Here is a 24,988-nt window from a genome sequence, read left to right on the forward strand (position 1 = left end):
TGTTAATTCGTGAAATACTGCTCCCTCCTGTTTCTTGAAGGGGGAGCCTGGATGCGCCTGAACCGTCGTGAGCTGCTTCGTCTCTCCGCGCTGGGAGGCGGAGCGTTGGCCCTGGGGCCCTCCTTCTGGAAGGAGGCGTATGCCGCGCCGGCCCGGCCGGGGCCGAGCCCGTATGGCGCCATGTCCGGTACGCCCGACGCCAACGGCATCCGGCTGCCGGCGGGCTTCTCGTCGCGCATCATCGCCGGCTCGGGGCGGGTGGTGGCGGGCACGGGCTACACGTGGCACAGCGCGCCGGACGGCGGGGCGTGCTTCGCGCTGCCCGAGGGCGGCTGGGTGTACGCGTCCAACAGCGAGCTGTACGAGGGGGGCGGCGCGAGCGCGGTGCGCTTCGACGGCGGCGGCGCGGTGGTGGGCGCGTGGCGAATCCTCGCCAACACGCGCGTCAACTGCGCGGGCGGCCCGACGCCGTGGGGCACGTGGCTGTCGTGCGAGGAGCACGGCGACGGCAGGGTGTGGGAGTGCGACCCGACGCGGCCGTCGCAGGGCGTGGCGCGCGGGGCGCTGGGCACCTTCCCGCACGAGGCGGTGGCGGTGGACCCGGTGGGCCGGCGGCTGTACCTCACGGAGGACACCGGCAGCGGCCGCTTCTACCGCTTCACTCCGTCTGCGTGGCCCTCGCTGAAGGCGGGCACGCTGCAGGCGGCGAAGGTGACGGGAGACCCGCTCGCCGGCACGGCCACGCTGAGCTGGGTGAACTGCGCTCCGTCCAGCCCCGCGTCGTCGCAGCCGGCCGTGGCGGCGGAGACGACGGTGTTCGACGGCGGCGAGGGCTGCTGGTTCGACAGCGGCGTCGTGTACTTCACCACCAAGGGAGACAACCGCGTGTGGGCGCACACGCCGGCCACCCGGAAGCTGGAGGTCATCTACGACGACGTCTCCTCGTCCTCGCCGCTCACCGGCGTGGACAACGTCACCGTGTCTCGCTCGGGCGACGTCTACGTGGCGGAGGATGGCGGCAACATGGAAATCTGCATCATCACCCCGGGCCCCCGCCGCGTGGTGGCGCCCTTCATCCAGGTGGTGGGCCACGACTATTCGGAAATCACCGGCCCGGCCTTCAGCCCGGACGGGCGGCGGCTGTACTTCAGCTCGCAGTGGGGCACCACCGGCATGGAAGACGGGGGCATGACGTTCGAGGTGAGTGGCCCGTTCCGCTGAGGCTTTTCGGTGACTCGCGGACGTTGCGCCGGGGGCGCCGTGGCCGGCAGCGCACGGTGTCGCCCGGGGGGCCATGGCGGTGCTTGACGGTGGCGGTGGGCTCCCGCGACAACGTGTGGCCCATGGCCGCCACTTCGCTTCCCCGCTTCACGCCGCGCCGCGCCCTGGGGCGCACCGGCTTCACCGCCACGGCGGTGGGCATCGGCGACATCGCCGACCGCGCCACGCCCCGGGACACGCTCGTCCGCACGCTGCGCCGCGCGCTGGACGCCGGGCTCAACGTCATCGACACCGCGCCCAACTACGAGGAGGGCCTGAGCGAGGAGACGGTGGGCGAGGCGCTGCGCGGGCGGCGCGACGGCGTCTTCCTCATCGACAAGGTGGACGTGCTGGACGCGCCGGTGGCGCCCCAGGTGGAGGGCAGCCTGCGGCGGCTGGGCCGGGACGCGGTGGACCTGTTCGTCTTCCACGCGGTGTCGGAGCCCGCGGCGTGGGAGCGGCTGGCGGCGTCCGGGGGCGGCATGGAGCAACTGGGCCGGTGCGTGCGCGAGGGCAAGGCGCGCTTCCGGGGCATCTCCAGCCACCACCCGGACGTGCTGCGCGCGGCGCTGCGCTCCGGGCTGTGTGACGTGGTGATGTTCCCCCTGGGCCCCTTCGTGGACGCGCGCTACGTGGTGGACGTGCTGCCGCTGGCGCGCTCGCTGGGCGTGGGCGTGGTGTCGTTCAAGACGTTCGGCGCGGGGAAGCTGCTGGGGGACACGGAGGGCTATGGCCGGCCGCTGGAGGCCCGGCCGCGCGGCAAGGTGGGCTCCGGCGGGCGCGAGGACCGGGAGGCACCGTCGCTGCCGCACCTCACGGTGGAGGCGTGCGTGCGCTACACGCTCACGCTGGACCCGGACGTCATGCTGATGGGCATGAGCCACCCCAACGAGCAGGACGCGGCGCTGCGCGCGGCCGCCGCCTTCCAGCCCCTGTCCACCGGGGAGATGGCGCGGGTGCGTGAGCACGCCCGTGAGGCCATCCAGGGCAAGGGCGCCGTGTGGTGGGACCCGCCCGCCGCGGCCACCGGCGCGGGGTGACCCGCTTCCGGGGCTGTCGCCCGCCGGACGGGGCTCGTCGCGTCCAGGCAGGCCCTTCGTTCAGCATGAGTGTTGTCGTGTGAGTGGAGCCCCGTGCTCGCGGCGAGTCGGCTTGCATGATGCGCGAGACAGCGGGTTCGCCACCTGACACTCCGCTCGTACTTCAGGGAGGGGGCCGGTGGCCGTTCTGCGGGTGCGTCATTATCTGGGCCCGCCATGTCGCGCCGCCCTCCGTCCTCGTCGCGGCCCGCGTCCGTGGCCGAGCCACCCACGTCTGTCTCTGACGACGGGGGCGTGCTCGCGCGCGAGGGCTCCGCGGCGCCTGTTTCCCTCGACGGTGGCAACGTGCTCGCAGGTAAGGACTTGGGAGCGCCTGGCTCCGTGGACGGTGGCAACGTGCTCGGACGTGAGGACTCGGGAGTGTCTGGCTCCGTGGACGGTGGCAACGTGCTCGTGCGCGAGGACTCGGGAGCGTCTGTCTCCGTGGACGGCCGCGGCGCTGGCGCTCGCGAGGGCTCCAGGATGTCCGTCCGCCTCAATGGCTGCGACGACGCGGAGGAGCGCATCGCCTTCCTCGCCACCGCCGGGGAGCTGCTGTCCTCGTCGCTGGAGTGGCGCACGGTGCTGCGGCGGCTGGCGGAGCTGGCGGTGCCCGTGCTGTCGGACTGGTGCGTCGTGGACGTCCTCACCGAGGACGGCCGGGTGGAGCGCGTGTCCGCGACGCACCGGGAGCCGGAGAAGGTCGCGCTGCTTCATGAGCTGTGGCGCATGCGGCCCCCGGACCTGTCCACTCCGGGCCCCGTCTCCGAGGTGTTGCGCACGGGCGCGCCGGCGTTCCTGCCCGAGGTGACGGACTCGATGCTGCCGGGAATGCTGCGCGCCCCCGAGCAGCTCGAGGTGGCGAAGCAGCTGGGCGTCCGCTCCGGCATCATCATCCCGTTGCGCGCGCGCGGCAGGACGCTGGGCGCCGTCGCCCTGGTCCGCAACGACGAAGGCGGACGCTTCCACGAAGCGGAGCTGGAGCTGACCCTCGAGCTGGTCCGCCGCGCCAGCCTGTCGATGGACAACGCGCTGCTGTACGCCGAGGCGCGCGAGGCCCAGCTGCGCACCGAGCGGTTGCAGGCCGTCACCGCCTCCCTCTCCCGCGCCGTCAGCGGGGAAGAGGTCGCCGAGGTGGTGATGCGCGAGGGGCTGGGCGCCAGCGGCGCGGCGCGCGTCGCCGTCCTCGAGGTCCGGGAGGACGATGGCCTCACCGTGCGGGGTTCCTTCGGCTACACGCCGGAGCTCGTCCAGTACTTCCGGACGCGGAAGGTCTCCGAGGAGACGCTGCTGCGGCGGGCACGGGAGCAGCGCGAGCCGCAGTGGTTCACCGAGTTGGGGCCGATGCTGTCCGCGTCGGACCCCGCGCGGAGCACCGCGGAGTCGCTGGGCGAGGGCGCGCGGGCCCTCCTGCCCCTTCTGGTGGAGCGGGGCACGCGCGGCTTCCTGGTGATGGCCTGGGATGCGCCGCGCTCCTTCGTCCCCGCCGAGCGCGCCTTCCTGGAGGCGCTGGCGTACCAGTGCGCGCAGGCGCTGGAGCGCGCGGTGCTGTACGAGACGCTGCGCGAGCGTGGCGCGCGGCTGCACCATGCGCTGGAGATGGGGAAGGAGGCCGAGGAGCGGCTGTTCTTCCTGCTCGACGCGAGCCGCGCGCTGGCGGAGCACCTGGACGACGTGGAGTGGACGCTGGAGCATGTGGCGCGCGCGGCGGCGCGAGGCGTGGCCACCTGTTGCCTGGTGGAGCTGGCGGGGCCGGACGGGGCCCTGCGGTGCGTGGCCGCCGTCCACCGGGACGCGACGCGCGACGCCTTCGTGCTGTCCTCGCTGTCGCCCACCCGGAGCGACGGCACGCTGCACCTGTCGCGTGACTGCTTCCAGACGGGGGAGACGCGCTACCTGCCAGAGGTAGGCGGAGACCTGCGCGAGCGCATGTGCGAGGGGCCCGAGCACCGGGCGCTGCTGGAGGTGCTCGACCCGCAGTCGCTGCTCGCGGTGCCGGTGCGGACGCGCGGGCGTACGCTGGGGGTGATTACGCTGGGCACCGCGCCCCCGCAGCGGCGGCTGGGCACCGCGGACGTCACCATGGCGGAAGAGCTGGCGCGGCGGGTGGCGGTGGCGCTGGAGAACGCGTCGCTGTACCGGGACGCGCAGGCGGCGGTGCGGCTGCGCGACGAGTTCCTCTCCGTGGCCAGCCATGAGTTGAAGACGCCGCTTACCAGCCTCAAGCTGCAGCACGGGCTCATCGACCGCGCGCTGGGCGCCGCGTCTCGCGAGAAGGTGGGCCCGCGGCTGGCCACGGCGATGCGCCAGGTGCACCGGCTCACCGGGCTGGTGGACAGCCTGCTGGACGTCAGCCGCATCTCCCTGGGCCGGCTGTCGCTGGAGCCCGCCGAGGTGGACCTGGGCCAGGCGGTGCGCGACGCGGTGGACCGGATGGAGGAGGTGTTCGCCCTGGCCGGGTGCTCGGTGCGCGTGGAGGTGACGGGCCCGCTGCCGGGGCGGTGGGACTCGCTGCGGCTGGACCAGGTGCTGGTGAACCTGCTGACCAACGCGGCGAAGTACGGCGCGGGCAGGCCCGTGGTGGTGGTGGCCGCCCCCGAGGGCGCCGGGGAAGTGCGGCTGTCGGTGCGCGACGAGGGCATCGGCATCGCCGCGGAGGACCTGGCGCGCGTGTTCGGCCGCTTCGAGCGCGCCGTGTCGGAGCGGCACTACGGCGGGCTCGGGCTGGGGCTCTACATCAGCCGGCAGATTGTGGAGGCCATGGGCGGGCGCATCGCGGTGGAGAGCCGCCCGGGCGCGGGCTCCATCTTCACGGTGTGGCTGCCGCGCGGGCTCGACGCAGGACGGTGAGCGCCCGCTCGAGCACCTCGTCGCGGCCGGAGCGCAGGCCGTGCACGGTGGGCCGCACCTCCACGTCGGGGCGCAGGCCCACGCCCTGCACGGCGCGGCCGTCGGGCGTCTCGAAGCGCTGGCCGGTGAAGAGGACGCAGACGGCGCCGGGCAGGCACACGTTGGTGGTGTCCCCCACGGCGCCCGCGGTGGCGCTTCCCACCAGCTGCGCGCCCGAGGCGGCCTGAATCATCATCGCCGTGTATTCGCCCTGGCTCAGCGTGCGCGCGTCGACGAGCACCACCACGCGGCCCCGGTAGAGCGGCTTGTCGGTGGTGGGCAGGGCTTCCGCGTGGCGCACCTCGCGCACCTCGCCCGCGGACAGCCGCGGCCGGGCGATGAGCGCGGACGTGGTGGCGCCGCGCGTGTTGAGGCGCGGGGCCAGGGCCCACGCACTGCCCTGTGGGTAGCCACGCAAGTCCAGCACGAGCCCGAGCGTGTCCTTCAGCGCGTCCAGCATGGCGTCCACGCCCTCCGCGCGCAGCAGGCGCAGGTCCGCGTAGCCCACGTTGCCCTCCAGCTTCTTCCACGGCGTGGGGCTCTCCGGTGGTGGACGGAGGAAGGGGAGGAATACTCGTGAGCGCAGCAGCTTCGACTCCTTCATCCGGCCATCCGCGCCCTGGAGCATCATCACCCCGGGCGAGCCGTCCGCGCCCGCGAGCAGCAGGCTCGCCACGCGCGCCTGCCAGGCCTCGGCGTGGGACGCGCCGAGCAGCGCACCGAGCCGCTGGGCCCGCGTGGCCACGGCCTCCCCGTCCACGGACATCACCTCGTCGCCGAGGGAGATGCCGGCGGCGCGGGCGGCCTCGGGCATGGGCAGCTCCGTGACGAGGAAGCGGCCCTCCACGGCCTGGAGCCCGAGCGGCACGCTGGCCTCCGCGAGCGAGCGCAGCGGTACGCCGCCCTCCGCGACGAAGATGTGGCCGTCATCCACGCGGGCCGCCAGCGCGTAGAGGACGCGTGTGTACTGGGACGCGTCGGCGGCCTCGCGGGCGCGGGCCAGGAATTCGGGCAGCACCGCGTCCCAGTGGCGCAGCGCCTTCGGGTCCGGGTGGAAGAAGCGCATCACGTTCCAGAAGCGGATGACGGCGAGCAGGCGGTAGGGCTCGGCCGGGTAGGGCATGGACTCGTAGGCGTCGTCCGGTCCGCCGGTGGGCAGCGCCGTGCTCGGGGTGGAGGCGCGGGCGGAAGGTTGGCCGGCGTCGTCCGGGCCTCCAGAGCGTGGCGCCGTGCTCGGGGTGGAGGCGCGGGCGGAAGACTTCGCGGAGCCCGAGCGCAACAGGCGCAGGGCGGCCTGGAAGGCGGGGCCGGCGTCCTGCGCGTCCGCGCTCGCGGGCACGGTGACGTCCGCGCGCAGTCCGGGAGAGCCGGGAGGGAAGGCGAGCTCCGAGGCGCGCATCACCGCGTGGTGGCCGCCGGGCAGGGGCAGCTGCAGGACCTGCACGGCGGAGGACTCGTCGAGCGCGCCCTGGGACACGAGGAAGGTGCGCGGTGAGGCGCGCAGGGCCAGCAGCAGCGGTGACAGCGGCGTGCGGCCGTTGACGAGGAAGGCGACGGAGCGCTTCGGCGTGCCGGGCGCGGGCGCGAAGGTGCGGGCCAGCCGCGTCTCCACCGAGGCGCTGTAGCCGCCCGAGCTGGGGCCGAGCTGCACGGGGAAGCCGGAGTACACGCGGAAGCGCTCGGCGGGGGCCGTCACCTTTTCGGAGGGAAGCGAGCGCTCCAGGAAGCCGAGCGCCATGTCCATCCAGATGGCCTCATCGGGGCCGCTGGCGCGCAGGTCGATGAGGACGCGGCGGGCCTTCGCCAGCTCGGGCGCGAGCGCCGCCATGGCGGGGAAGAGCTCGTTGAGGTTGGCGTAGCGGCGGTCCAGGTCCACCACGAGCACGTCACCCGACCAGCGGGAGAAGGGGCCCGGGGCCTTGCCGGACTGCTGGGCTGGAGCGGGCGGCGTGTCGCGCTCCACGCGGGTGAGCGGGTCGTCGAGGCGGCGCAGCATGGACTGCACGGCCTCGGCGAGCGCCTCCGGCGTCGTCGCGGCGGTGGCCTTCGGGAGGGCCTCGGTGAGGGCCGCGTCCCAGTCCACCTCGCGGAAGGCGAGCGCGGGGTGCACGTACTTCACCGTGCCCCAGACGCGCCCCAGGGCGGCGGCGTTCTCCATGGCGGGCTCGGGCCTGTCGTCGGCCACGGGAACGCGGGTCGCTGCGGGTGCGCCTCCCGCGGCCTCCGCGGAGACGGCCGCGAGAACGACCGCGAACATGATGGCGCACCACGACCCCACCGGCGCACGCCGGCCACAGACACGTTCCAAGCCCGCCTCCTGGTGGCCGCTCCAGACACCGTGGGCCGGTGGGAGGTTCCGCGAAAACTGGCATGCACCTCACGCCGCATCCGGTGACGAGGAAACGCGCCTCCTCGCGTGACGCCCGGTGGCACTCGAGGCGGGTTGCTGCCCTTGCAGGCCTTCGCTGGAGCGCTCCCTCTCGGTTCGTCGAGGTGGAGCCTTCCAATTCCGCGGGCAGCCGGCCCGCTCCGCCTGTCAGATGGGCATGTCAGCCCACCCCGGTAGGTTGCGCGGCGTGCTGTTCGGAAATGTCGGGGGTTTTTTGGGGGTGGAGGATGGTGAGCAGAACGAGACTCCGGCCAGGACGAAAGAACCGGCCGGCGGTGATGACGTTGGCCGAGGAAATGGGGCTGCTGCGCTGGCGTGACCTGGAAGCGCGCGGCATGCCCCGCTCGGAGCTCCAGCTGTGGGTGCGCATGGGCTCCTTGAGGAAGGTGGCTCGTGGCCTCTGGCGCCCCTACCGGTTCGAGTTCCCGGCGGTGGCAGTGGCTGCCAGGCGTGTTCCCCGAGGCGTGCTGTGCCTGAAGACCGCGCTCTGGATTCACGGACTCTCGCGGGAGGAGGAGCCCGACAAGGTCTGGATGGCCATCGACGAGAAGGCACGCAAGCCGCGCTGGGAGGAGCCGCCACTCCACGTGGTGCGCTTCTCCGGCCTCGCGCTATCCGAGGGCATCGAGTACCGCTCCATCCACGGCGTCCAGGTGCCCGTCTACAGCGTGGCCAAGACAGTGGCCGACCTCTTCAAGTACCGCGGCAAGCTGGGCTACCCGATTGCGGTGCGCGCCCTGGGCGATGCATTGCTGTCAGGTCGATGCTCACAGGAGGAATTGCTGCGTTTCGCGGGCATCTGTCGCGTCGGGACGGCGATGGCTCCCTACCTGGAAGTCATCCGGGCGCGCAGGGGCGCCGACCTCGCGCGGGCCGAGCATGCCCGTGTTGCCCGAGAGGCGGAACACGAGGCCTCCCGGGCCGCTCTCCGGGCCGGGCCACTCCCCGGAACTGAAGACATGGAGCTCGAGTGACGGCGCCTCGGGAGTCCGATTGGCCCGGGTCTGGACGCGTCCTGTTCGAACCCCCGACATTTCCGAACAGGGCGGTCCCGCACCGTTCCCGGCCCCCGAAGAGGGTCCGCGGTGGGGACCATTCAGTCCCCCGGTCAGTCGCGCTGCTCGTGCTGGGGCCCTCGTGGTGGCGGGCCCTGCTCCTGGAGCGCGTGGTACTCCGCGTCCTCGAACACCCGCGAGCGGATGAGGAACCGCACGCCCTCGGGGGCTTCCACCGAGAAGCCGCTGCCGCGCCCTGGCACCACGTCCACCGTCAGGTGCGTGTGCTGCCAGTACTCGAACTGCGGCCCCGAGATGTAGAAGGGCGTGTCCACCACGGTGCCCAGGTACACGTCCTGCTGCCCCACGCGGAACTCACCGCGCGGGAAGCACATGGGCGCGCTGCCGTCACAGCAGCCCCCGGACTGGTGGAACATCAGCGGCCCGTGCACCTCCTGCAGCCTGCGCAGGAGGGCCTCCGCCGCCGGTGTCACGGTGACTCGCTCCACGCGCATCAGAACAGGCCGGTGGGCTTCGGGTCGTAGCTCACCAGCATGTTCTTCGTGTGCTGGTAGTGCGACAGCATCATGCTGTGGTTCTCCCGGCCGATGCCCGACTGCTTGTACCCGCCGAACGCCGCGTGCGCCGGGTACAGGTGGTAGCAGTTCACCCAGACGCGGCCTGCCTGCACCGCGCGCCCCATGCGGTACGCCGTGTTCTGGTCTCGCGTCCACACACCCGCGCCCAGCCCGTACAGCGTGTCGTTCGCCACCGCCAGCGCGTCCTCCATGTCCCGGAACTTCGTCACCGACACCACCGGGCCGAAGATTTCCTCCTGGAAGATGCGCATCCGGTTGGTGCCCTCGAACACCGTCGGCTCCACGTAGTAGCCCTCGGCCAGCGCGCCCGGCAGCGCCTTGCGGCCTCCGCCCGTGAGCACCTTCGCGCCCTCCTTCTTGCCGATGTCGATGTACGAGAGAATCTTCTCCAGCTGGTCGTTGGACGCCTGCGCGCCCACCTGCGTCGCCGTGTCCAGCGGGTTGCCCTGCACCAGCTTGCGCGTGCGCTCCAGCGCGTGGTGCATGAACTCCTCGTAGATGCGCTCGGCCACCAGCGCGCGCGACGGGCAGGTGCACACCTCGCCCTGGTTGAGGGCGAACATGGTGAAGCCCTCCACCGCCTTGCGCGCGAAGTCGTCGTCCTTCGAGAGCACGTCCTCGAAGAAGATGTTGGGCGACTTGCCCCCCAGCTCGAGCGTCACCGGAATCAGGTTCTCCGACGCGTACTGCATGATGAGCCGGCCCGTCGTCGTCTCGCCGGTGAAGGCCACCTTCGACACGCGCTTGCTGCTCGCGAGCGGCTTGCCCGCTTCGATGCCGTAGCCGTTCACCACATTCACGACGCCGGGCGGCAGCAAGTCCCCCACCAGCTCCATCAGCAGCAGGATGGAGGAGGGCGTCTGCTCGGCGGGCTTGAGCACCACGCAGTTGCCCGCGGCCAGCGCGGGGGCGAGCTTCCACGTCGCCATCAGCAGCGGGAAGTTCCAGGGGATGATCTGCCCCACCACGCCGAGCGGCTCGTGGAAGTGGTACGCGACGGTCTGGTCGTCAATCTGGCTGATGGCGCCTTCCTGCGCGCGGATGGCTCCGGCGAAGTAGCGGTAGTGGTCCACCGCCAGCGGCAGGTCCGCGGCGAGCGTCTCGCGCACCGGCTTGCCGTTGTCCCAGCACTCGGCCACCGCGAGCACCTCCAGGTTCTGCTGGATGCGGTCGGCGAGCTTGTTGAGGATGTCCGCGCGCTCGGCGACGGACGTGCGGCCCCAGGCGTCCTTCGCCCGGTGCGCGGCGTCCAGCGCCTTCTCCACGTCCTCGTGGGTGGAGCGGGCCACCTCGCAGAACGGCTTGCCATTCACGGGGCTGATGTTCTCGAAGTACTGGCCTCGCACGGGCGGGACGAACTCACCGCCGATGTAGTTGCCATACCGGTTCTTGAACCGCACCAGGCTGCCCTGCTGCCCCGGAGCTTCATAGACCTTCGACATGCGCAACCTCCCGCGTCGGCGGTGTTTCGTGAGGACTTGCGAGGATGCGGCGTCCCGCAGTCGCACGTCCCTCACCCCCAGGGGCCGGCCCTCGTTCGGAAGTGTTCAACCGCGTCGTGTCATGGAGAAGGGGAGGGCTTCAGGGGCGCGGCTCCGGGAGCAGCGCACGGAGGTGTACCCATCGCGCCTGGACGCACGCCGTGAACGTCGGGAGGTGCATGTCCTCCAACTGCCCATGCCGGCATCGGTCCGTCCCGGGGCTGCTCGCCCCGAGCCGTGCGCTCAGCAGGTCCATGGCGTCTTGCGCCACCTGGAGCTCGAGGATATCGGTGACTTCATTCGCGAGCTGCTGGTCGATGAGCCTGGCCGCGACACGGTCCACGTCCGGATGCGCCTGTCCGTCCAGCGCCAGGAGCATCAGCGACACCATCGAGGGTGGGCCCGGGTGCGCGATGAAGCTGTCGGCGATGCGCCGCTGCGCCACGGAGCTGAGCGGGTGCGGGCGCGGGATTTCCAGGGGATGGTCGCGCTCGAAGTCCCACAGCAGGTGCTCGCCAAAGAGGGAGGTCAGGCCATCCAGCCGGGTAGCGAGGTTCGAAACGGCGAGCACGTTCCAGTCCACGAGGGCTTGCTCAGGTACGGAAGCGAGCGCCTGGATCGCGAGCGCTTCCTTCACCCGCTCCCTCCAGGCCGCCACATCCCCGTCCGCGAGCACCCGCTCGGACTTGTAGCCCGTCGTGCTCCAGCCATCGTCCTCGCGGCTGAGGAAGACGAGCAGCGTGTGGTCCTTTCCATGGCGCTGCTGGGCGTAGGGCAGGTCATCCCAGCTCGCATGCGAGACGGCGGTGAAGGTCCTGGCGGGGGCGCCCTTCCATGTTTCGAGCACCTCGAGCTCCACCCGGTCCCGGGGCGCGAGGTCCCGGAGGCGCTCGCGCAAGATGCGGGCGTCCTCCGTCTCCAGGGGAGATGCGACGTCCCACTGGGTGGGCTTCGCGCGCCAGCTTCGTACCACCCGGACGAGGACGATGCGCTCCGCCTGCTGGATGAGCTCCCGGGTCGTCAGGGGAAGGACGGGACAGGGATGCCCCGCTCCTGGAATCAACACCGCCAGGACCGCGATCAGTGCCACTCCAACTCTCCATGCCGCCATGGGTGTCCCCTTCGTCAATGTTCGAGAGGACGGTACGGAAGGGGCGCGCGGCAATCGTCACGGAACCCTCATGGTTTCAGCATCTGTGCCCCCCGCTCGCGTCCGTGGCTTCAAGCGACTGCTGTGCCGTGGTAGCTCGCGAGGCCATGCTCCCGTACGAGACGCTGGAGGCCGGTGCCCGCGCGCGGCTGCCCGAGGCGGTGTTCGACTACTACGCCGGCGGCTCCGGCGAGGAGACCACGCTCGCGGAGAACACCGCCGCCTGGGCCCGCGTGCGCCTCCGCCCGCGCGTGCTGCGCGACGTGTCCTCCGTGCGCACCGCCACCGAGGTGCTCGGCACGCCGCTCGCCGCGCCGGTGCTCGTCGCGCCCACCGCGTTCCACTCGCTCGCGCATGCGGAAGGGGAGCTGGCCACCGCGCGCGGCACGCGCGAGGCCGGCTCGCTGCTGGTGCTCTCCTCGCGCGCGTCGCGCCGCGTGGAGGACGTGGCCGCGCTCGCTGGGCCCTGGTGGCTCCAGGTCTACGTCTTCAAGGACCGGGGCCTCACCCGCGCGCTCGTGCAGCGCGCCGTCACCTCGGGCGCCCGCGCGCTGGTGCTCACCGGCGATACCCCGGTGGTCGGACGCAAGCGGCGTGACAGGGGCGACTCCGCGCTGGCCCTGCCCGAGGAGGACTTCCTCGCCAACCTGGAAGGGCTCACCCGCCGCGAGCTGGCCGAGCAGGCCCCCGATGTCACCTTCGCGGACCTCGACTGGCTGCGCGAGCTGTCCGGCCTGCCGGTGCTGGTGAAGGGCGTGCTGCGCGCGGACGACGCGCGCGAGTGCCTGCACCATGGGGCCGCCGGCCTCATCGTCTCCAACCACGGCGGGCGACAGCTCGACGGCGCGGTGTCCACGGCGGAGGCGCTGCCCGAGGTGGTGGAGGCCGCGGAGGGCCGCGTGCCCGTCCTCGTCGATGGCGGCGTGCGCACCGGCCGTGACGTGCTGCGCGCGCTCGCGCTGGGGGCTCGCGCGGTGCTCGTGGGCCGGCCCGTGCTGTGGGGGCTTGCGACTGGCGGCGCGGAAGGCGTGCGCGGCGTGCTCGATGGACTGCGCGAGGACACCGCCCACGCGCTCTCTCTCGCCGGGGTGGCGGAGGTCTCCGGCGTGGGGGGAGACCTCGTCGCCCTGGCCCGCCACCGTTGACCCCGGGTCCACCCTCAGTGATGTGAAACCCCCAACTCGCGTCCACCTGGGGTGCTCCACTCCACGGTTCCAGCACCGGACGCACGCTCCGGCCCCGGTTCCAGGAACGCGGACACGCGGGCTGGGGAACAATGCCGCCCCCATATGGCAACTCCAGTGACGACACCCGGCCCCTCGCGGGGGCCCTCCGCGACGAAGGTGCTCTCCGTCTCCGCGCTGCGAAAGTCCTACGGTGACACCGTCGCCGTGGACGGCGTCTCCTTCGACGTGGGCCCCGGCGAGATTGTCGGGCTGCTCGGGCCCAACGGCGCGGGGAAGACCACCACCATCAACATGCTCCTCGGCGTGCTGGAGCCCACCTCCGGCACCATCCGAATCGAGGAGGTGGACCTCGCCCGCCAGCGCTCCCAGGCCCTGGAGCGCACCAACTTCGCGGCCGTGTACTCACCGCTGCCGGGCAACCTCACCGTGTACCAGAACCTGCGCGTCTTCGGCCTCATCTACGGCGTGAAGGCCCTGTCCGCGCGCATCACCGAGTTGCTGGAGCAGTTCGACCTGGTGCGCTTCCGCGACACCCGCTGCGGCGTGCTGTCCTCGGGAGAGCAGACGCGCGTGGCCCTGGCCAAGGCCATGCTCAACCGCCCGCACCTGCTCCTGCTGGACGAGCCCACCGCCTCGCTGGACCCGTCCACCGCGCGCGACATCCGCGGCCGCATCCGCGACTTCGCCGCGCAGGGAGCCGGCGGCGTGCTGTGGACGTCCCACAACATGTACGAGGTGGAGGAGGTCTGCCACCGCGTGCTCTTCCTGTCGCGTGGCAAGGTCCTCCTCGAGGGCGACCCCAGGACGCTGCCCCACGAGCACGGCCGGGCGTCCCTGGAGGAGCTCTTCATCGCCGTGGCGCGCGAGCCGCTCGCGCTGGGGAGGGCCTGAGCCATGCGCCCGTCCCGTGCCTACGCCATCGCGCTGCGCCACTTCTACCTCTTGCGCGGCAGCGTCGCCCGCTTCCTGCCGCTCTTCGCGTGGGTAGCCATCGACATGGTGCTGTGGGGCTTCATGAGCCGCTACCTCAACAGCGTCTCCGCCGCCCCCGGGCTCGACTTCGTCCACACGCTGCTGGGCGCCGTGCTCCTCTGGGACTTCTTCACGCGCGTCATGCAGGGCGTGACGATGGTGTTCTTCGAGGACGTCTGGTCCCGCAACTTCCTCAACGTCTTCGCCACGCCGCTCTCCATCTCCGAGTACATCGGCGGGCTGGTGCTCTCCGGCATCGCCACGAGCGCGGTGGGGCTCGCCGTCATGCTCCTGCTCGCGAGCACCGTGTTCGGCCTGTCCTTCGCCGCGTACGGCGTCATGTTCGTGCCGTTCCTCCTCGTGCTGTTCCTCTTCGGCATCGCCATCGGCATCTTCGGCTGCGCGATAGTCCTGCGGCTGGGGCCGGCCTCGGAGTGGTTCGTCTGGCCCATCCCCGCGCTCATCTCCCCGTTCGCCGGCGTCTTCTACCCGCTGGCCACGCTGCCCCCGTGGATGCAGGCGGTGTCCAGGCTCCTGCCGCCCTCGTACGTCTTCGAGGGCATGCGCACGCTCGTCTCCGGCGGCGCGTTCTCCGGCACCGCGCTCCTGTGGGGCGGTGGGCTCGCCGTCGTGCAGATTGTCCTCGCGAGCGCCTTCTTCTCGCGGGTCCACCGACACGCCGTACGCACCGGCCTCATTGCCCGCTACAGCGCCGAAAGTGTGAGCTAAGGGTTCATTTTTCCAGCATGTCTGTCCGCGTCATGGAGGGGTGGCGTGCGTGGCCGGTGGCGAGGACGGAGGGTCTTCTCGCGGTGGTGGCTGTACCGGCGGGGGGCTGGCACCTGGAAGGACCGCGCAGGCGGCTCCAGACGCGACGCTCGAACCGCTGCTCCATGCGGGGCACCCGGACGTGCGCGCTCGGCTGGAGCGCCTGACGGTGGGGTGGCCCCGTTGCTGTAGCAGTACCCGAACACCTGTCACTGGAGAACGCGCATGCGACGTTTCAACCTCGTTTCCTCGTCCGCCCTGATGGTGGCCCTGTGCACGCTGCTGGCGTGTGGTGGCCAGCCGCAGCAGAACGGGGAGCCCACCCCGGATGACCCGCAGAGCGGCGGGCTGGAGGGCGCGCCCCCGACGTCCGAGGACCCGGCCGCTGACGGGCAGGGTGGCACCGCCGACGCCCCGGGCAATCCGGCGAACATCGCGAAGGTCACCATCTGCCACATCCCCCCCGGCAATCCGGCCAACGCGCACACCATCACCGTGGGCCTGCCCGCGCTGAAGGCGCACACGAAGCACGGCGACACGCTGGGGGCCTGCGGCAGCGCGACGGACGCGGGCACCGGCGGCGAGACGGACGCGGGCACCGGTGGTGAGACGGACGCGGGCACCGGCGGCGAGACGGACGCGGGCACGGGTGGCGAGACGGACGCGGGCTCCTCCGAGTGCGCGCCCGAGGGCTCCACCTGCGGCGGCGGCTCGGTCTGCTGCGACGGGCTGACCTGCGGCCCCGAGGGCTACTGCGAGCCCATCATCGGCTGAGGCCCACGCCTCGCCAGGAGCCTCCCTGTCACGTCGTGCAGGGGAGGCTCCCTCCGCACGCGTCCACTGCGGACGCGTGCGCGTAGTCCTCGGACGCCGGCCCTTCCGGTGCCCTCGGGCTCGCGGGCCTCTCCTTCCAAGCCTTGAAGGGCACGTGCGGCGAAGTCCGCCCGCGTCCTCGGCGCGGACTCCTCCACCGGAGCGAGAGTGCCGTCGGCCCACGCCCTGAAGAGCACGTGCGGCGAAGCCGGCTCGGACGGCTCCATCAGAGCGAGAGTGCCGTCGGCCCACGCGCTGAAGAGCACGTGCGGCGAAGCCGGCGCGGACTCCGCCACCGGAGCGAGAGTGCCGTCGGCCCGCGCCCTTGAAGATCACGTGGAAGATCACGTGCGGCGAAGCCGGCTCGGACCGCTCCATCAGAGCGAGAGTTCCGTCAGCCCACGACCCTCCCTCACGCGGTTCTACGGGCGGGACAGTCGCTGGAGGCCCGCCCCACCGCCGCTCCGTGGCCGGGCGTCAGCGCGTCCCCACCCGCTCCGCGTCCCGCGCGGACGCGGTCGGCGCCCCGCGCCCGCGTGCCCACCTCACACCACCCGCGGCCTCCGGTGCCGACGCCTGCGCCACCGTCCACCCCTCACGAGGTCGGAAAACGACGGAAGCCCCGCGCGCGGGCGGGGACGGCGCGTGTTCCGCCCAACAATGTGCGCCCACTGCGTTGAGGAAAGGTGGGATGGCCATCGCGCGAGGGTGAGGGCGGCGGTAATGTTTTCAACCCGGTGGCTGTAGTTTCTCCAGCGCGAGAGAGGGGGCTCATGCGATTGGGCGAGATGAAGTCCTGGCAACACTGTCCGAAATCCGAACCAGATCAACGCCTTGCTGTGGAAGCCCCCTACGAAGGCAGTTGAATCACCCCTGGCACGTGTCTCGCACAGCTCCCCGCCGCCACGCTCCACACGGCAGTCACCACCCCCGACTGTGTTCGCTCAATCCTCCACCGCCAACTGCTCCTGCGTGCCGTCGCACGCCGACCTCAGCGAGTGCCCCACCTGGGTGCGCGCACATCGGGACACGCCCGTGGATGGGGGCACGATGCTGTTCGCCGGGGGGACGCCGGCCGGCGTCGTGGCGGCCCACACGCCGGTGCCCGTGCCCTTCCAGCTCGTGGGAAAGCAGCTGGGCCACTTCCGGCTGCTGAAGGAGCTGGGCCGGGGCGGCATGGGCACGGTGCTGCTCGCCGAGCACGCCCTCATCCAGAAGCGCGTGGCCATCAAGGTGCTCCACGCGCACCTCGCGCAGGACCCGGACCTCGTCGCGCGCTTCCTGTCCGAGGCGCGCACGCTGACGCTCGTCCAGCACGAGAATGTCGTCACGCTCTACGATCTGGACACGCGCGACGGGCGCCCCTACCTCGTCATGGAGTACCTGGAGGGGCAGAGCCTGGCGTCCTTCGCGCAGGGCGCGCTGGCCCCTTCCGTGGCGGTGGAGCTGCTCACCCAGGTGTGTGACGCGCTGGGCGCCGCGCACGTGCACGGCATCGTCCACCGCGACCTCAAGCCCGCCAACGTCTTCCTCGTGCCGCTGCCCAACGGCCGCCAGCGGGTGAAGCTGCTGGACTTCGGCATCGCCAAGCTGCTGTCGCGGCCGGCGGGCCAGCTCACCACCGAAGCGGGCATGCTGCTGGGCACCCCGGAGTTCATGGCCCCGGAGCAGTGCGGCGACGCGCCGGTGGACGCGCGCACGGACATCTACGCGGCGGGCGTGCTGGGCTACTACCTCGTCACCGGCCAGGTGCCCTTCGCGGGCCGCACGGCGGCGGAGGTGCTCATCGGCCACCTGCAGAAGACGCCGGTGCCGCCGCACCAGGTGAACCCGGCGGTGCCTCCGGCGCTCTCGCGCGTGCTGCTGCGCGCGCTGGCCAAGCGCCCCTCGGACCGCTACGCCAACGCCGCCGAGCTGCGCGCGGCCCTCGTCGCGTCGCTCACCTCCGCGCCGGAGTCCGTCGCGCCCGCCACCTTCAGCGCCCGGGTGCGGCTGGCCGGCGCGCCCCACTCGCAGGAGCTGCGCTGCGAGTGGATGGGCCGCGCGGGCCTCTTCCTCCACTCGGACGGCGCGCCTCCGCCGCTGCTGTCCGACGTGGGGCTGCTCCTGCGGCTGCCCGGGGGCGAGCTGGGCTGCACGGGCCAGGTGGTGCGCCACGTCACCGCCGAGCAGGCCCGCGCCTGGCGCATGGTGCCCGGCTTCGGCGTGCAGCTGCGCGACACCTCGCCTGAGTTCCAGGAGGCCCTGGTGCGCATGAAGTCCGGCGCGCGGCTGGCCCCGCCCACACCGGTGCCCTTCTCCGGGAAGGAGGACGCCGTCGCGGAGCGCGCCCTCCAGGGCTTCCGCTCGCGGCTGACGGGGGACCACTACGCGGCGCTGGAGCTGCCGCGCGACGCCTCCTCCGAGGCGGTGCGCGCCTCCGTGCAGAAGGCGCGCGCGGCGCTGGAGCCCTTGAAGGCGCGCACGCTGTCCCTGGCCCAGCGCGCCCAGCTGGAGCGGGCCGAGGAGCGCGTGCAGGCGGCCTTCCACGTGCTGGGGCACGTGGAGCGGCGCGCGGAGTACGACGCGGCGCTGGGCAACGTGGAGGGCGTGGAGCGCTGCCTCGCCGCCGGCCTCACCGTCACCATGATGGAGGGCTGCCGCCGCCGCTTCCTCACCGCCAACCCCGGCCGGGACGGCCGCGCCGCCGTGCACCGGCTGTCCGGCGACGCGCTCGCGTCCGTGGGGCGGCTCCAGGAGGCGCTTGCCGCCTACGAGTCCGCGGTGCGCCTGGACCCGCTGGACCTGGAAGGGCTCAAGCGCTGGCGCTCCCTGCGCGCGCGGCTGCGCAACACGCCCATCCCCCGGTAGCCTCCCACTCCCGCCTCCCTGGAGGGCGGCCGGGCGCGCGGGGCTGAGCGCGTGCCTTGCGTCCCGGAGGCGGCGCCGCGTTAATCCCCAGCCATCCCCATGGCTTCCGACTCCGACGACACGCTGCCCCCGCAGGGGCGGTTCACCCGAATGCGCAAGCTGGCGGGCCTCTCCATGCAGGTGGGCTCGGAGGTGCTCAAGAGCAGCGCGAAGCGCCTGACCGGGAGCACGCCGGAGCTGCTGTCCATGGGCGCCGCGGAGAAGCTGGTCTCCACCCTGGGAGAGCTCAAGGGCGCGGCGATGAAGCTGGGCCAGGCCATCTCCATGGACCCGGACCTGCTCACCCCGGAGGTGCGCCAGGTGCTCGCGCGCCTCCAGAACCAGGCGCCCGCCATGTCGTACGCGCAGGTGGCCCGCGTGGTGCGCGAGGAGCTGGGCGCGCCGCCGGAGGAGGCCTTCCGCGACTTCAGCCGCGAGCCGCTGGCCGCCGCGTCGCTGGGCCAGGTGCACCGCGCCGTGCTGCCCGACGGGCGCCACGTCGCGGTGAAGGTGCAGTACCCCGGCATCGCCGAGTCCATGGCGCAGGACCTCCAGAACGTGGGCATGGTGGTGAAGACGGTGTCCATGGCGTCGAAGCTGATGGACGGCTCCGCCTACTTCCAGGAGTTCCGCGACGAGCTGCTGCTGGAGCTGGACTACCGCCGCGAGGCCGCGCTGGCGCAGGGCTTCGCGCGCGCCGTGGCGCCGCTGAAGGACGTGTACGTGCCCCAGGTCATCTCCAGCCACAGCGCCGGCCGCGTGCTGACGCTGGAGCTGTTGGAGGGGCTCACCCTCAAGGACTGGGTGCCCACCGGCCCGTCCAACGCGGAGCGCTTCCGCGTGGCGAGCCAGCTCATCCGCGCCACCTACGGCCCGTTCTTCGGCACCGGCGAAATCCACGCGGACCCGCACCCGGGCAACTTCATGGTGATGCCGGACGGGCGGCTGGGCCTGCTCGACTTCGGCAGCATCAAGCGCTTCAGCCCGCGCTTCGTGGACGCCAACCAGCGCATGTTCCAGCACGCCACGCGGATGGAGTCCATGGACGTGCTGGGCCTGTCGCGCGAGGTGGGCTTCACCACGGAGCTGCCGGACGCGGAGGCCGAGGCGCTCATCCGCGAAATCCTCCACATCGCCGGGCGCCCCATGCGCACCACGCCGTACGACTACGCGACGTGTGAAATCAGCCGGGACCTGCGCAACCACTTCGCGCGCAACGCGCCGCGCTTCCTCAAAATCAAGCCGCCCGCGGAGGCGGTGATGTTCTTCCGCTCCACCGGGGGGCTGGTGCAGAACCTGCGGCTGCTCGGCGCGCGCGGGGACTTCCGCGGCGTCTTCCTGGAGGTGGCGGCGCTGCTGGGCTGAAGGGCCTCGCGCGCCGCGTGCTACCGGACGGCCGGGGTGGACTCGGCGGCGGCGCGGGCCTTGTGGTGGAGCGCCGACAGCCGCTGCGCCAGCTCCTCGCCCTGCACGCTCTTGGTGATGTAGCCGTCCGCGCCGGACGCACGCGCGAGCGCGCGCAGCTTGGACTCGTCCGAGGCGGAGTAGAGGATGAACTTCGTCCCCGCCGGGGCCTGCGAGCGCGCCAGCGCCAGCACCTTGTCGCCGGTGAGCGCGGGGATGTTCACGTCCAGCAGCACCAGGTCCGGCGCCGTCGTGCGCACGAGGTTGGACACGCCCAGCGACGAGCGGTGGGTGCGGACCTCGAAGCCGTAGGTGGACAGCGTGCGCTCGGCCAGGGCGAGCTGGTCCTGATCATCGTCCACGACCAGGACGCGGATCTTCATCTCCGACATATGAGTCGTCCCCCAGAGAGTGCGGAAGTCTTCGCTCCCGAGTATCCCGCACCCGCGTCCCCCTGTCGCCACCCCCCGGGGAGGGCCCTTCCGACCCCGACACTCCCTCGCAAAACCGCCTGAATAGCCCGCACAGTCTGAAAGCCGGGACGGATGCCGCCCTACCCGGTGCGTCGCACCCTGCCGCCGTGAGGCCGTTCGGACCCTGGCGGGAGCGAGGTGACAGGGGAGCGTCCGGTGGGGCGGGGCGGGGGGGGCTGGCGCGGTGCCCTGGCCAGGCGTGCTTCCTAGATTGAGCTGAAGGACGGAGGCATATGGCCCAGCGCGACATCATCGTCATCGGCGCGTCCATGGGGGGAGTCGAGACACTCTCCGCCCTGGTGGCGCAGCTGCCCAGGGAGTTTCCGGCGGCGGTCCTGGTGGTGCTGCACCTGGCGCCGCAGCATAAGAGCGTGCTGCCGGCCATCCTCACCCGGGCAGGCGACCTGCCCGCGCGCCACCCGGAGAATGGCGAGCCGCTCCAGCCGGGGAACATCTACGTGGCGCCGAATGACCGGCACCTCGTGGTGGAGGCCGGGAAGGTGCTGGTGGTGAAGGGGCCGCGGGAGAACGGGCACCGGCCGGCGGTGGACACGCTGTTCCGCTCGGCGGCGCGCGCCTATGGCCCGCGCGTGGTGGGCGTGGTGCTCACCGGGGCGCTGGACTGCGGGACGGCGGGGCTGCTGGCGGTGAAGGGCCAGGGCGGCGTCGCCGTGGTGCAGGACCCGAAGGACGCCTTCTGCCCGGACATGCCCCGCAGCGCGCTGGAGTACGTGAAGGTGGACCACTGCGTGCCACTCAGGGAGATGGGGCCGCTGCTGGAGCGCCTCGTGTCCACCCCGGTGACGGTGCGTGTCCCGAAGCCGTCAGGATTCTCGCGCCAGATGGAAGCAGAGGTGAAGACCATGACACTGGAGGAGGACACCGTCGCGGGAGAGCCTCCGAAGTATGGAAACCCCTCGCACTTCTCCTGCCCGGAGTGCGGCGGGGTGCTCTTCGAGATGGACGACGAGGGCCTGCTGCGCTTCCGCTGCCGCACCGGCCATGGATACACCAGCAAGGCGCTGGTCGTCAGTCAGCAGAAGGGCGTTGACGAGGCGCTGTGGGCCGCGCTGCGCGCCCTGGAGGAGAGCGCCGCGCTGGCCCGCCGCATGGCCGTCCGCGCGAAGGAGCACCACCACCAGCACTCGGCGGACCGCTTCGAGGAGCGCGCGCAGGAGGCGGAGGCGCAGGTGCTCGTCCTGCGGGAGTTGCTGCTCGGCGGCTCCTCGCCGGACGTGGACGCGATGGAAGAAGAGTCCGCCCCGCGGCGACAGCGCCAGGGGTGAGCCCGCCGTGGCGGGCGAGTGACGACTCCTTCACTGCCCGGCGCCTCCAGCCGCGCCCGCTCGCGCCGCGCCGTCCACCGGGAGCGGGGCCCAGGTCAGCGCCGCTTCTTCGCCGAGGCCGGGCGCGTGCTAGCGCTCCGCGGGGGGGCGCCGCTTCTTCAGCGGACGAAGGCCGGACGTGTCCGGAGGGGCCGGCGACTCCACCGGGAAGGTGAGGGTGAAGATGGCGCCCCCTCGCGGCCGGTTGGCCGCGGTGAGCGTCCCCCCCGCGCGGGACACCACGCCGTAGGCCATGGACAGGCCCAGGCCGGTGCCCCTGCTGCCCTTGGTGGTGAAGAAGGGGCGGAAGATGGCGTCCAGGTGCTCGGGCGGGATGCCGGTGCCCTCGTCCTCCACGCTGAGGATGACGCGGCCGTCCTCGTGGCGCCCCCGCACCCGGATGGTGCCGCCGTGGGGCATGGCGTCGCGCGCGTTGAGCAGCAGGTTGATGAAGACGAAGCGCAGGTCCGCCTCGCTGCCCTTCACCGGGGGCAGCGGCGCGAGGTCCACTTCGACGTGGACCTGCACGCCCGCGCGGGTGGCCCGGTGGATGATGTCACCGCGCGCGATTTCCACCGCGTCCCGCACCAGCGCGTCGAGCTGTACCCGCTCCGAGGAGTCCTCCGGCTGCTGGCGCGCGAAGGACTGCAGCCGGCCCACCCGCGTGCTCGCGTCCGCGACGATGCGCACCAGCGCGTCCAGGTGGGAGGGGGGCGCGGCGGCCACCGTCGGGTGCCGGCCCAGCAGCTCCAGCCGCAGCCGCATGGCGTTGAGCGTGTTGTTCAAATCATGGGCGATGCCGGCCACCATCTCTCCCAGGGCGCGCAGGTGCTCACGCTGGGCCAGCGACGCCCGGGCCTGCTCCAGCTCCTCCTCCGCCCGCACCTGCTCGGTGATGTCGCGGGCCAGCACCAGCACCAGCACCTCGCCGGGCGCGGTCACCTGCTCCGAGTTCAGCTCCACCACGCGCCCGTCCATCACCTGCCGGTAGCGGATGACACGCAGGCCGCCGCCCGCCGCCAGCAGGGCCGCGGTCTCCTGGACGGCCGCCTCGCGCAGGGTGCGGACCTCCACGGCGTCCGCGCCGCCGCCCTGCCATCGCCACGGGCCGGGCCCGCGGACCAGCTCGTGCCAGCGCGAGTTGGCCAGCACCACCCGGCCGCCGCGCAGCAGCGCCAGCGCGCTGGCGCTCGTCTCCAGCGCCCAGGAGGACAGCTTGAAGGTGGAGATGTGCTCCACGTTGTGCTCCGCCAGCCGGCGCACCAGCGCCTCGTGCTTCCGCAGCAGCTGCTGGTACTTGTTCAGCAGCGACGGCTGCTCCTCCTCCTCCTTCTCCGCGCTCCGGCGCGGCGGTGTGCGCGGCGGCGTCATTTCCCGTTCCGCTCCTTCAGCTCGCGGTTCTCCTTCGCCAGCGCCGTCACGCGGGTGGTGTCCTCGAAGAGGATGACGGCGCCCAGCACCACCGAGTCGGTGACGAGCGGCGTGGCCACCACGGTGGCGTGGCCCTGGCCACCGTGCAGCAGTTGGTAGCTCACGTTCTCCTGCCGCACCGAGCGGCCCTCCGAGAGCTGCTTGCGCAGCCGCAGCAGCAGGGCGCGCTTGAGGGCGGGGATGCGCAGCGTCCACAGCACCTGTCCCACCGCCTCGCGCTCGGTGAGGCCCAGCAGCCGCTCCGCGGCGAGGTTCCAGGTGGTGATGTAGCCCTGAGCGTCCAGCACCAGCACCGCCACGGAGAGGGTGCGGATGATGGTGCGCTGGCAGAAGGTCAGCGCGTCCATCTCCTCGGTGCGGTGGGCCAGCTCCCGGTTGGTGGCGTCCAGCTCGGAGTTGGTGGACTGCAGCTCCTCGTTCGTCGTCTCCAGCTCCTCGTTGGTGGACTGGAGCTCCTCGTTCGTTGTCTGCAGCTCCTCGTTGGCGGACTGGAGCTCCTCGTTCGTCGTCTCCAGCTCCTCGTTGGACGCGCGCAGCTCCTCGTTGGAGGACTGGAGCCGGAGGTTGCTGGCCTGCAGCTCCTCGGTGGCGCGCTGGAGGTTCTGCTCCAGCCCGTGCAGGGCGGTGATGTCGTGGGCCACGTAGAGCAGGCCCTGGAGGTCACCGGCGGCGGCGCGCAGGGGCATCACCTGGGCCCGCACGTGGACCGGGTCGCGGTCCATGGACTCGACGACGCCGTCAGAGGACTCGCGCTCCGAGCGGCCGCCGCGCACCCGCGCGCTCTGCTCCACGAGCAGCTCCTGGCCCAGCCCCGGCAGGCCCAGCGAGGTGAGCTTCTTGCCGGTGACGTCCGCCTCCTTGTAGCCCCACAGCCGGGTGGCGGCGCGGTTCCACATCGTCACCACGCCGTCGAGGTCGGTGGTGATGACCGGGCAGGGCTGCGAGTCGAGCGCGTCGCGCGGCGGGGTGCGCGACACCTCGCGCGGAGGCGCCGGCGATTGCATGGGCAGCGGGTCCGGCTCCACCAGGTTCATCAGCCGCTGCTGCGGCGTGAGGGGCATCTCCTGGCGGAAGTCCTTGCGGTAGATGCGGCGTGGCAGGTCCAGCGGCTCGAAGAGGCGCGCGGCGAAGGGGATGAGCTCCGAGCGGCCCAGCACCAGCAGCCCCTCGCGCCGCAGCGAGAAGTGGAAGCGCGCGAGCACGCGCTTCTGCAGGTCCGAGTCCAGGTAGATGAAGACGTTGCGGCAGAGGATGAGGTCGATGCGCGAGACGGGCGCGTCCGACACCAGGTTGTTGACGCCGAACACCACCGCGCGGCGAATCTCCTTGCGCACCGCGTAGCCGCCGGGCGCGGGGGTGAACCAGCGGGCGAGCCGCTCCTTGGAGACGTTCTCCAGCTGGGCGGCGGAGTAGACGCCGCGGCGCGCGGTGGCGATGGCGGCCTCGTCCACGTCGGTGCCGAAGACCTTCAGCTCCGGGCCCGGATAGCCGGGGCCCAGCGCCTCCGCCGCGGCGATGGCCACCGCGTACGCCTCCTCGCCCGTGGCGCAGCCGGCGCTCCAGATGCGCAGCTCCTGCTCCGGCCGGCGGCGCTGCGCCAGCTCCCGCAGCACCCGGTCCAGCCCCACCCAGACCTCCCGGTCCCGGAAGAAGGTGGTGAGCTTGATGAGCATGGAGGAGACGAGCGTGTTGACCTCCTGCGGCTCGCGCTCCAGCAGGGCCAGGTAGGCCGCCCGGGTGCGGCAGCGCGTGGCGACCATGCGCCGCTCGATGCGCCGCTGCAGGGTGGCCCGCTTGTAATTGCGGAAGTCGAAGTTCCGCACCTGCCGCACCTTCTCCAGGATGGCTTCGAGCTCGTTGTCACGCGCGGGGCGGGTCGCCATG

The 24,988-nt window shown here is 72.2% G+C and carries 18 protein-coding genes; 11 read left to right on the top strand and 7 right to left on the bottom strand.

What is annotated here, in order from left to right:
* Positions 1–51 precede the first annotated feature (51 nt).
* The 3 genes from ACX9TP_RS04595 to ACX9TP_RS04605 all read left to right on the top strand — a co-directional run bounded on the left by ACX9TP_RS04595 (position 52) and on the right by ACX9TP_RS04605 (position 5,189).
* A complete protein-coding gene (locus ACX9TP_RS04595) occupies positions 52–1,221 on the top strand; it encodes an alkaline phosphatase PhoX (RefSeq protein WP_482978487.1) in 1,170 nt (389 codons plus the stop codon).
* Between the two features lie 122 nt (positions 1,222–1,343).
* Entirely contained in the window at positions 1,344–2,300 is a 957-nt protein-coding gene (locus tag ACX9TP_RS04600; RefSeq protein ID WP_482978488.1) for an aldo/keto reductase, read from the top strand.
* Positions 2,301–2,516: 216 nt separating this feature from the next.
* Positions 2,517–5,189, top strand: coding sequence for a GAF domain-containing protein (locus tag ACX9TP_RS04605; protein ID WP_482978489.1), 2,673 nt, complete (start codon positions 2,517–2,519; stop codon positions 5,187–5,189).
* Here ACX9TP_RS04605 and ACX9TP_RS04610 read toward each other — a convergent pair.
* Positions 5,149–7,485, bottom strand: coding sequence for a S41 family peptidase (locus ACX9TP_RS04610; protein WP_482978490.1), 2,337 nt, complete (start codon positions 7,483–7,485; stop codon positions 5,149–5,151). The genes ACX9TP_RS04605 and ACX9TP_RS04610 overlap by 41 nt on opposite strands.
* Positions 7,486–7,895: 410 nt before the next feature.
* Here ACX9TP_RS04610 and ACX9TP_RS04615 point away from each other — a divergent pair, with 410 nt between their 5' ends.
* Positions 7,896–8,591 (top strand): type IV toxin-antitoxin system AbiEi family antitoxin domain-containing protein, encoded by a 696-nt coding sequence (locus ACX9TP_RS04615; RefSeq protein WP_482978491.1) that lies wholly within the window; start codon positions 7,896–7,898, stop codon positions 8,589–8,591.
* 134 nt (positions 8,592–8,725) lie between these two features.
* On the opposite strand, the gene ACX9TP_RS04620 is transcribed toward ACX9TP_RS04615, so the two are convergent.
* The 3 genes from ACX9TP_RS04620 to ACX9TP_RS04630 all read right to left on the bottom strand — a co-directional run bounded on the left by ACX9TP_RS04620 (position 8,726) and on the right by ACX9TP_RS04630 (position 11,782).
* Positions 8,726–9,127, bottom strand: coding sequence for a DUF779 domain-containing protein (locus ACX9TP_RS04620; RefSeq protein WP_482978492.1), 402 nt, complete (start codon positions 9,125–9,127; stop codon positions 8,726–8,728).
* A complete protein-coding gene (gene exaC, locus ACX9TP_RS04625) occupies positions 9,127–10,653 on the bottom strand; it encodes an acetaldehyde dehydrogenase ExaC (RefSeq protein WP_482978493.1) in 1,527 nt (508 codons plus the stop codon). The genes ACX9TP_RS04620 and exaC overlap by 1 nt, the downstream gene beginning before the upstream one ends.
* A gap of 139 nt (positions 10,654–10,792) precedes the next feature.
* Positions 10,793–11,782: a hypothetical protein gene (locus ACX9TP_RS04630; RefSeq protein ID WP_482978494.1), complete on the bottom strand. Its 990-nt coding sequence runs from the start codon at positions 11,780–11,782 to the stop codon at positions 10,793–10,795.
* A gap of 167 nt (positions 11,783–11,949) precedes the next feature.
* Between ACX9TP_RS04630 and ACX9TP_RS04635 the strand changes: the two genes are divergently transcribed.
* The 6 genes from ACX9TP_RS04635 (at position 11,950) to ACX9TP_RS04660 (ending at position 19,836) form a co-directional block, all read left to right on the top strand.
* On the top strand, positions 11,950–12,987 hold the full coding sequence (locus ACX9TP_RS04635) for an alpha-hydroxy acid oxidase (RefSeq protein ID WP_482978495.1): 1,038 nt from the start codon (positions 11,950–11,952) through the stop codon (positions 12,985–12,987).
* 144 nt (positions 12,988–13,131) lie between these two features.
* The gene (locus tag ACX9TP_RS04640) at positions 13,132–13,920 is read left to right on the top strand and encodes an ABC transporter ATP-binding protein (RefSeq protein WP_482978496.1); all 789 of its coding nucleotides are present in this window, start codon (positions 13,132–13,134) and stop codon (positions 13,918–13,920) included.
* Positions 13,921–13,923: 3 nt separating this feature from the next.
* Positions 13,924–14,730 carry an ABC transporter permease gene (locus tag ACX9TP_RS04645; protein WP_482978497.1) on the top strand — a complete coding sequence of 269 codons (807 nt, stop codon included), beginning with the start codon at positions 13,924–13,926 and terminating at the stop codon, positions 14,728–14,730.
* Positions 14,731–14,994: 264 nt separating this feature from the next.
* Positions 14,995–15,543: a hypothetical protein gene (locus tag ACX9TP_RS04650; RefSeq protein ID WP_482978498.1), complete on the top strand. Its 549-nt coding sequence runs from the start codon at positions 14,995–14,997 to the stop codon at positions 15,541–15,543.
* A 1,050-nt stretch (positions 15,544–16,593) separates the two neighbouring features.
* On the top strand, positions 16,594–18,432 hold the full coding sequence (locus tag ACX9TP_RS04655; protein WP_482978499.1) for a protein kinase domain-containing protein: 1,839 nt from the start codon (positions 16,594–16,596) through the stop codon (positions 18,430–18,432).
* 99 nt (positions 18,433–18,531) lie between these two features.
* Positions 18,532–19,836, top strand: coding sequence for an ABC1 kinase family protein (locus tag ACX9TP_RS04660; RefSeq protein WP_482978500.1), 1,305 nt, complete (start codon positions 18,532–18,534; stop codon positions 19,834–19,836).
* A gap of 20 nt (positions 19,837–19,856) precedes the next feature.
* Here the strand turns inward: ACX9TP_RS04660 and ACX9TP_RS04665 are convergent, their stop codons facing one another.
* Positions 19,857–20,267, bottom strand: coding sequence for a response regulator (locus tag ACX9TP_RS04665; RefSeq protein ID WP_482978501.1), 411 nt, complete (start codon positions 20,265–20,267; stop codon positions 19,857–19,859).
* 314 nt (positions 20,268–20,581) lie between these two features.
* Here ACX9TP_RS04665 and ACX9TP_RS04670 point away from each other — a divergent pair, with 314 nt between their 5' ends.
* The gene (locus tag ACX9TP_RS04670) at positions 20,582–21,634 is read left to right on the top strand and encodes a chemotaxis protein CheB (protein ID WP_482978502.1); all 1,053 of its coding nucleotides are present in this window, start codon (positions 20,582–20,584) and stop codon (positions 21,632–21,634) included.
* A 129-nt stretch (positions 21,635–21,763) separates the two neighbouring features.
* Here the strand turns inward: ACX9TP_RS04670 and ACX9TP_RS04675 are convergent, their stop codons facing one another.
* Positions 21,764–23,044, bottom strand: a complete 1,281-nt coding sequence (locus ACX9TP_RS04675; RefSeq protein WP_482978503.1) for a sensor histidine kinase — start codon at positions 23,042–23,044, stop codon at positions 21,764–21,766.
* Entirely contained in the window at positions 23,041–24,987 is a 1,947-nt protein-coding gene (locus tag ACX9TP_RS04680; protein WP_482978504.1) for a CheR family methyltransferase, read from the bottom strand. The genes ACX9TP_RS04675 and ACX9TP_RS04680 overlap by 4 nt, the downstream gene beginning before the upstream one ends.
* Between the last annotated feature and the right edge of the window lies 1 nt (position 24,988).

The organism is Pyxidicoccus sp. M15 (assembly GCF_056858435.1).

Excerpts from the sequence above, each read along its gene's own strand:
- ACX9TP_RS04595 (WP_482978487.1), top strand. The coding sequence starts at position 52 with ATGCGCCTGAACCGTCGTGAGCTGCTTCGTCTCTCCGCGCTGGGAGGC.
- ACX9TP_RS04600 (WP_482978488.1), top strand. The coding sequence starts at position 1,344 with ATGGCCGCCACTTCGCTTCCCCGCTTCACGCCGCGCCGCGCCCTGGGG.
- ACX9TP_RS04605 (WP_482978489.1), top strand. The coding sequence starts at position 2,517 with ATGTCGCGCCGCCCTCCGTCCTCGTCGCGGCCCGCGTCCGTGGCCGAG.
- ACX9TP_RS04610 (WP_482978490.1), bottom strand. The coding sequence starts at position 7,485 with ATGTTCGCGGTCGTTCTCGCGGCCGTCTCCGCGGAGGCCGCGGGAGGC.
- ACX9TP_RS04615 (WP_482978491.1), top strand. The coding sequence starts at position 7,896 with ATGACGTTGGCCGAGGAAATGGGGCTGCTGCGCTGGCGTGACCTGGAA.
- ACX9TP_RS04620 (WP_482978492.1), bottom strand. The coding sequence starts at position 9,127 with ATGCGCGTGGAGCGAGTCACCGTGACACCGGCGGCGGAGGCCCTCCTG.
- exaC (WP_482978493.1), bottom strand. The coding sequence starts at position 10,653 with ATGTCGAAGGTCTATGAAGCTCCGGGGCAGCAGGGCAGCCTGGTGCGG.
- ACX9TP_RS04635 (WP_482978495.1), top strand. The coding sequence starts at position 11,950 with ATGCTCCCGTACGAGACGCTGGAGGCCGGTGCCCGCGCGCGGCTGCCC.
- ACX9TP_RS04640 (WP_482978496.1), top strand. The coding sequence starts at position 13,132 with ATGGCAACTCCAGTGACGACACCCGGCCCCTCGCGGGGGCCCTCCGCG.
- ACX9TP_RS04645 (WP_482978497.1), top strand. The coding sequence starts at position 13,924 with ATGCGCCCGTCCCGTGCCTACGCCATCGCGCTGCGCCACTTCTACCTC.
- ACX9TP_RS04650 (WP_482978498.1), top strand. The coding sequence starts at position 14,995 with ATGCGACGTTTCAACCTCGTTTCCTCGTCCGCCCTGATGGTGGCCCTG.
- ACX9TP_RS04660 (WP_482978500.1), top strand. The coding sequence starts at position 18,532 with ATGGCTTCCGACTCCGACGACACGCTGCCCCCGCAGGGGCGGTTCACC.
- ACX9TP_RS04665 (WP_482978501.1), bottom strand. The coding sequence starts at position 20,267 with ATGTCGGAGATGAAGATCCGCGTCCTGGTCGTGGACGATGATCAGGAC.
- ACX9TP_RS04670 (WP_482978502.1), top strand. The coding sequence starts at position 20,582 with ATGGCCCAGCGCGACATCATCGTCATCGGCGCGTCCATGGGGGGAGTC.
- ACX9TP_RS04675 (WP_482978503.1), bottom strand. The coding sequence starts at position 23,044 with ATGACGCCGCCGCGCACACCGCCGCGCCGGAGCGCGGAGAAGGAGGAG.
- ACX9TP_RS04680 (WP_482978504.1), bottom strand. The coding sequence starts at position 24,987 with ATGGCGACCCGCCCCGCGCGTGACAACGAGCTCGAAGCCATCCTGGAG.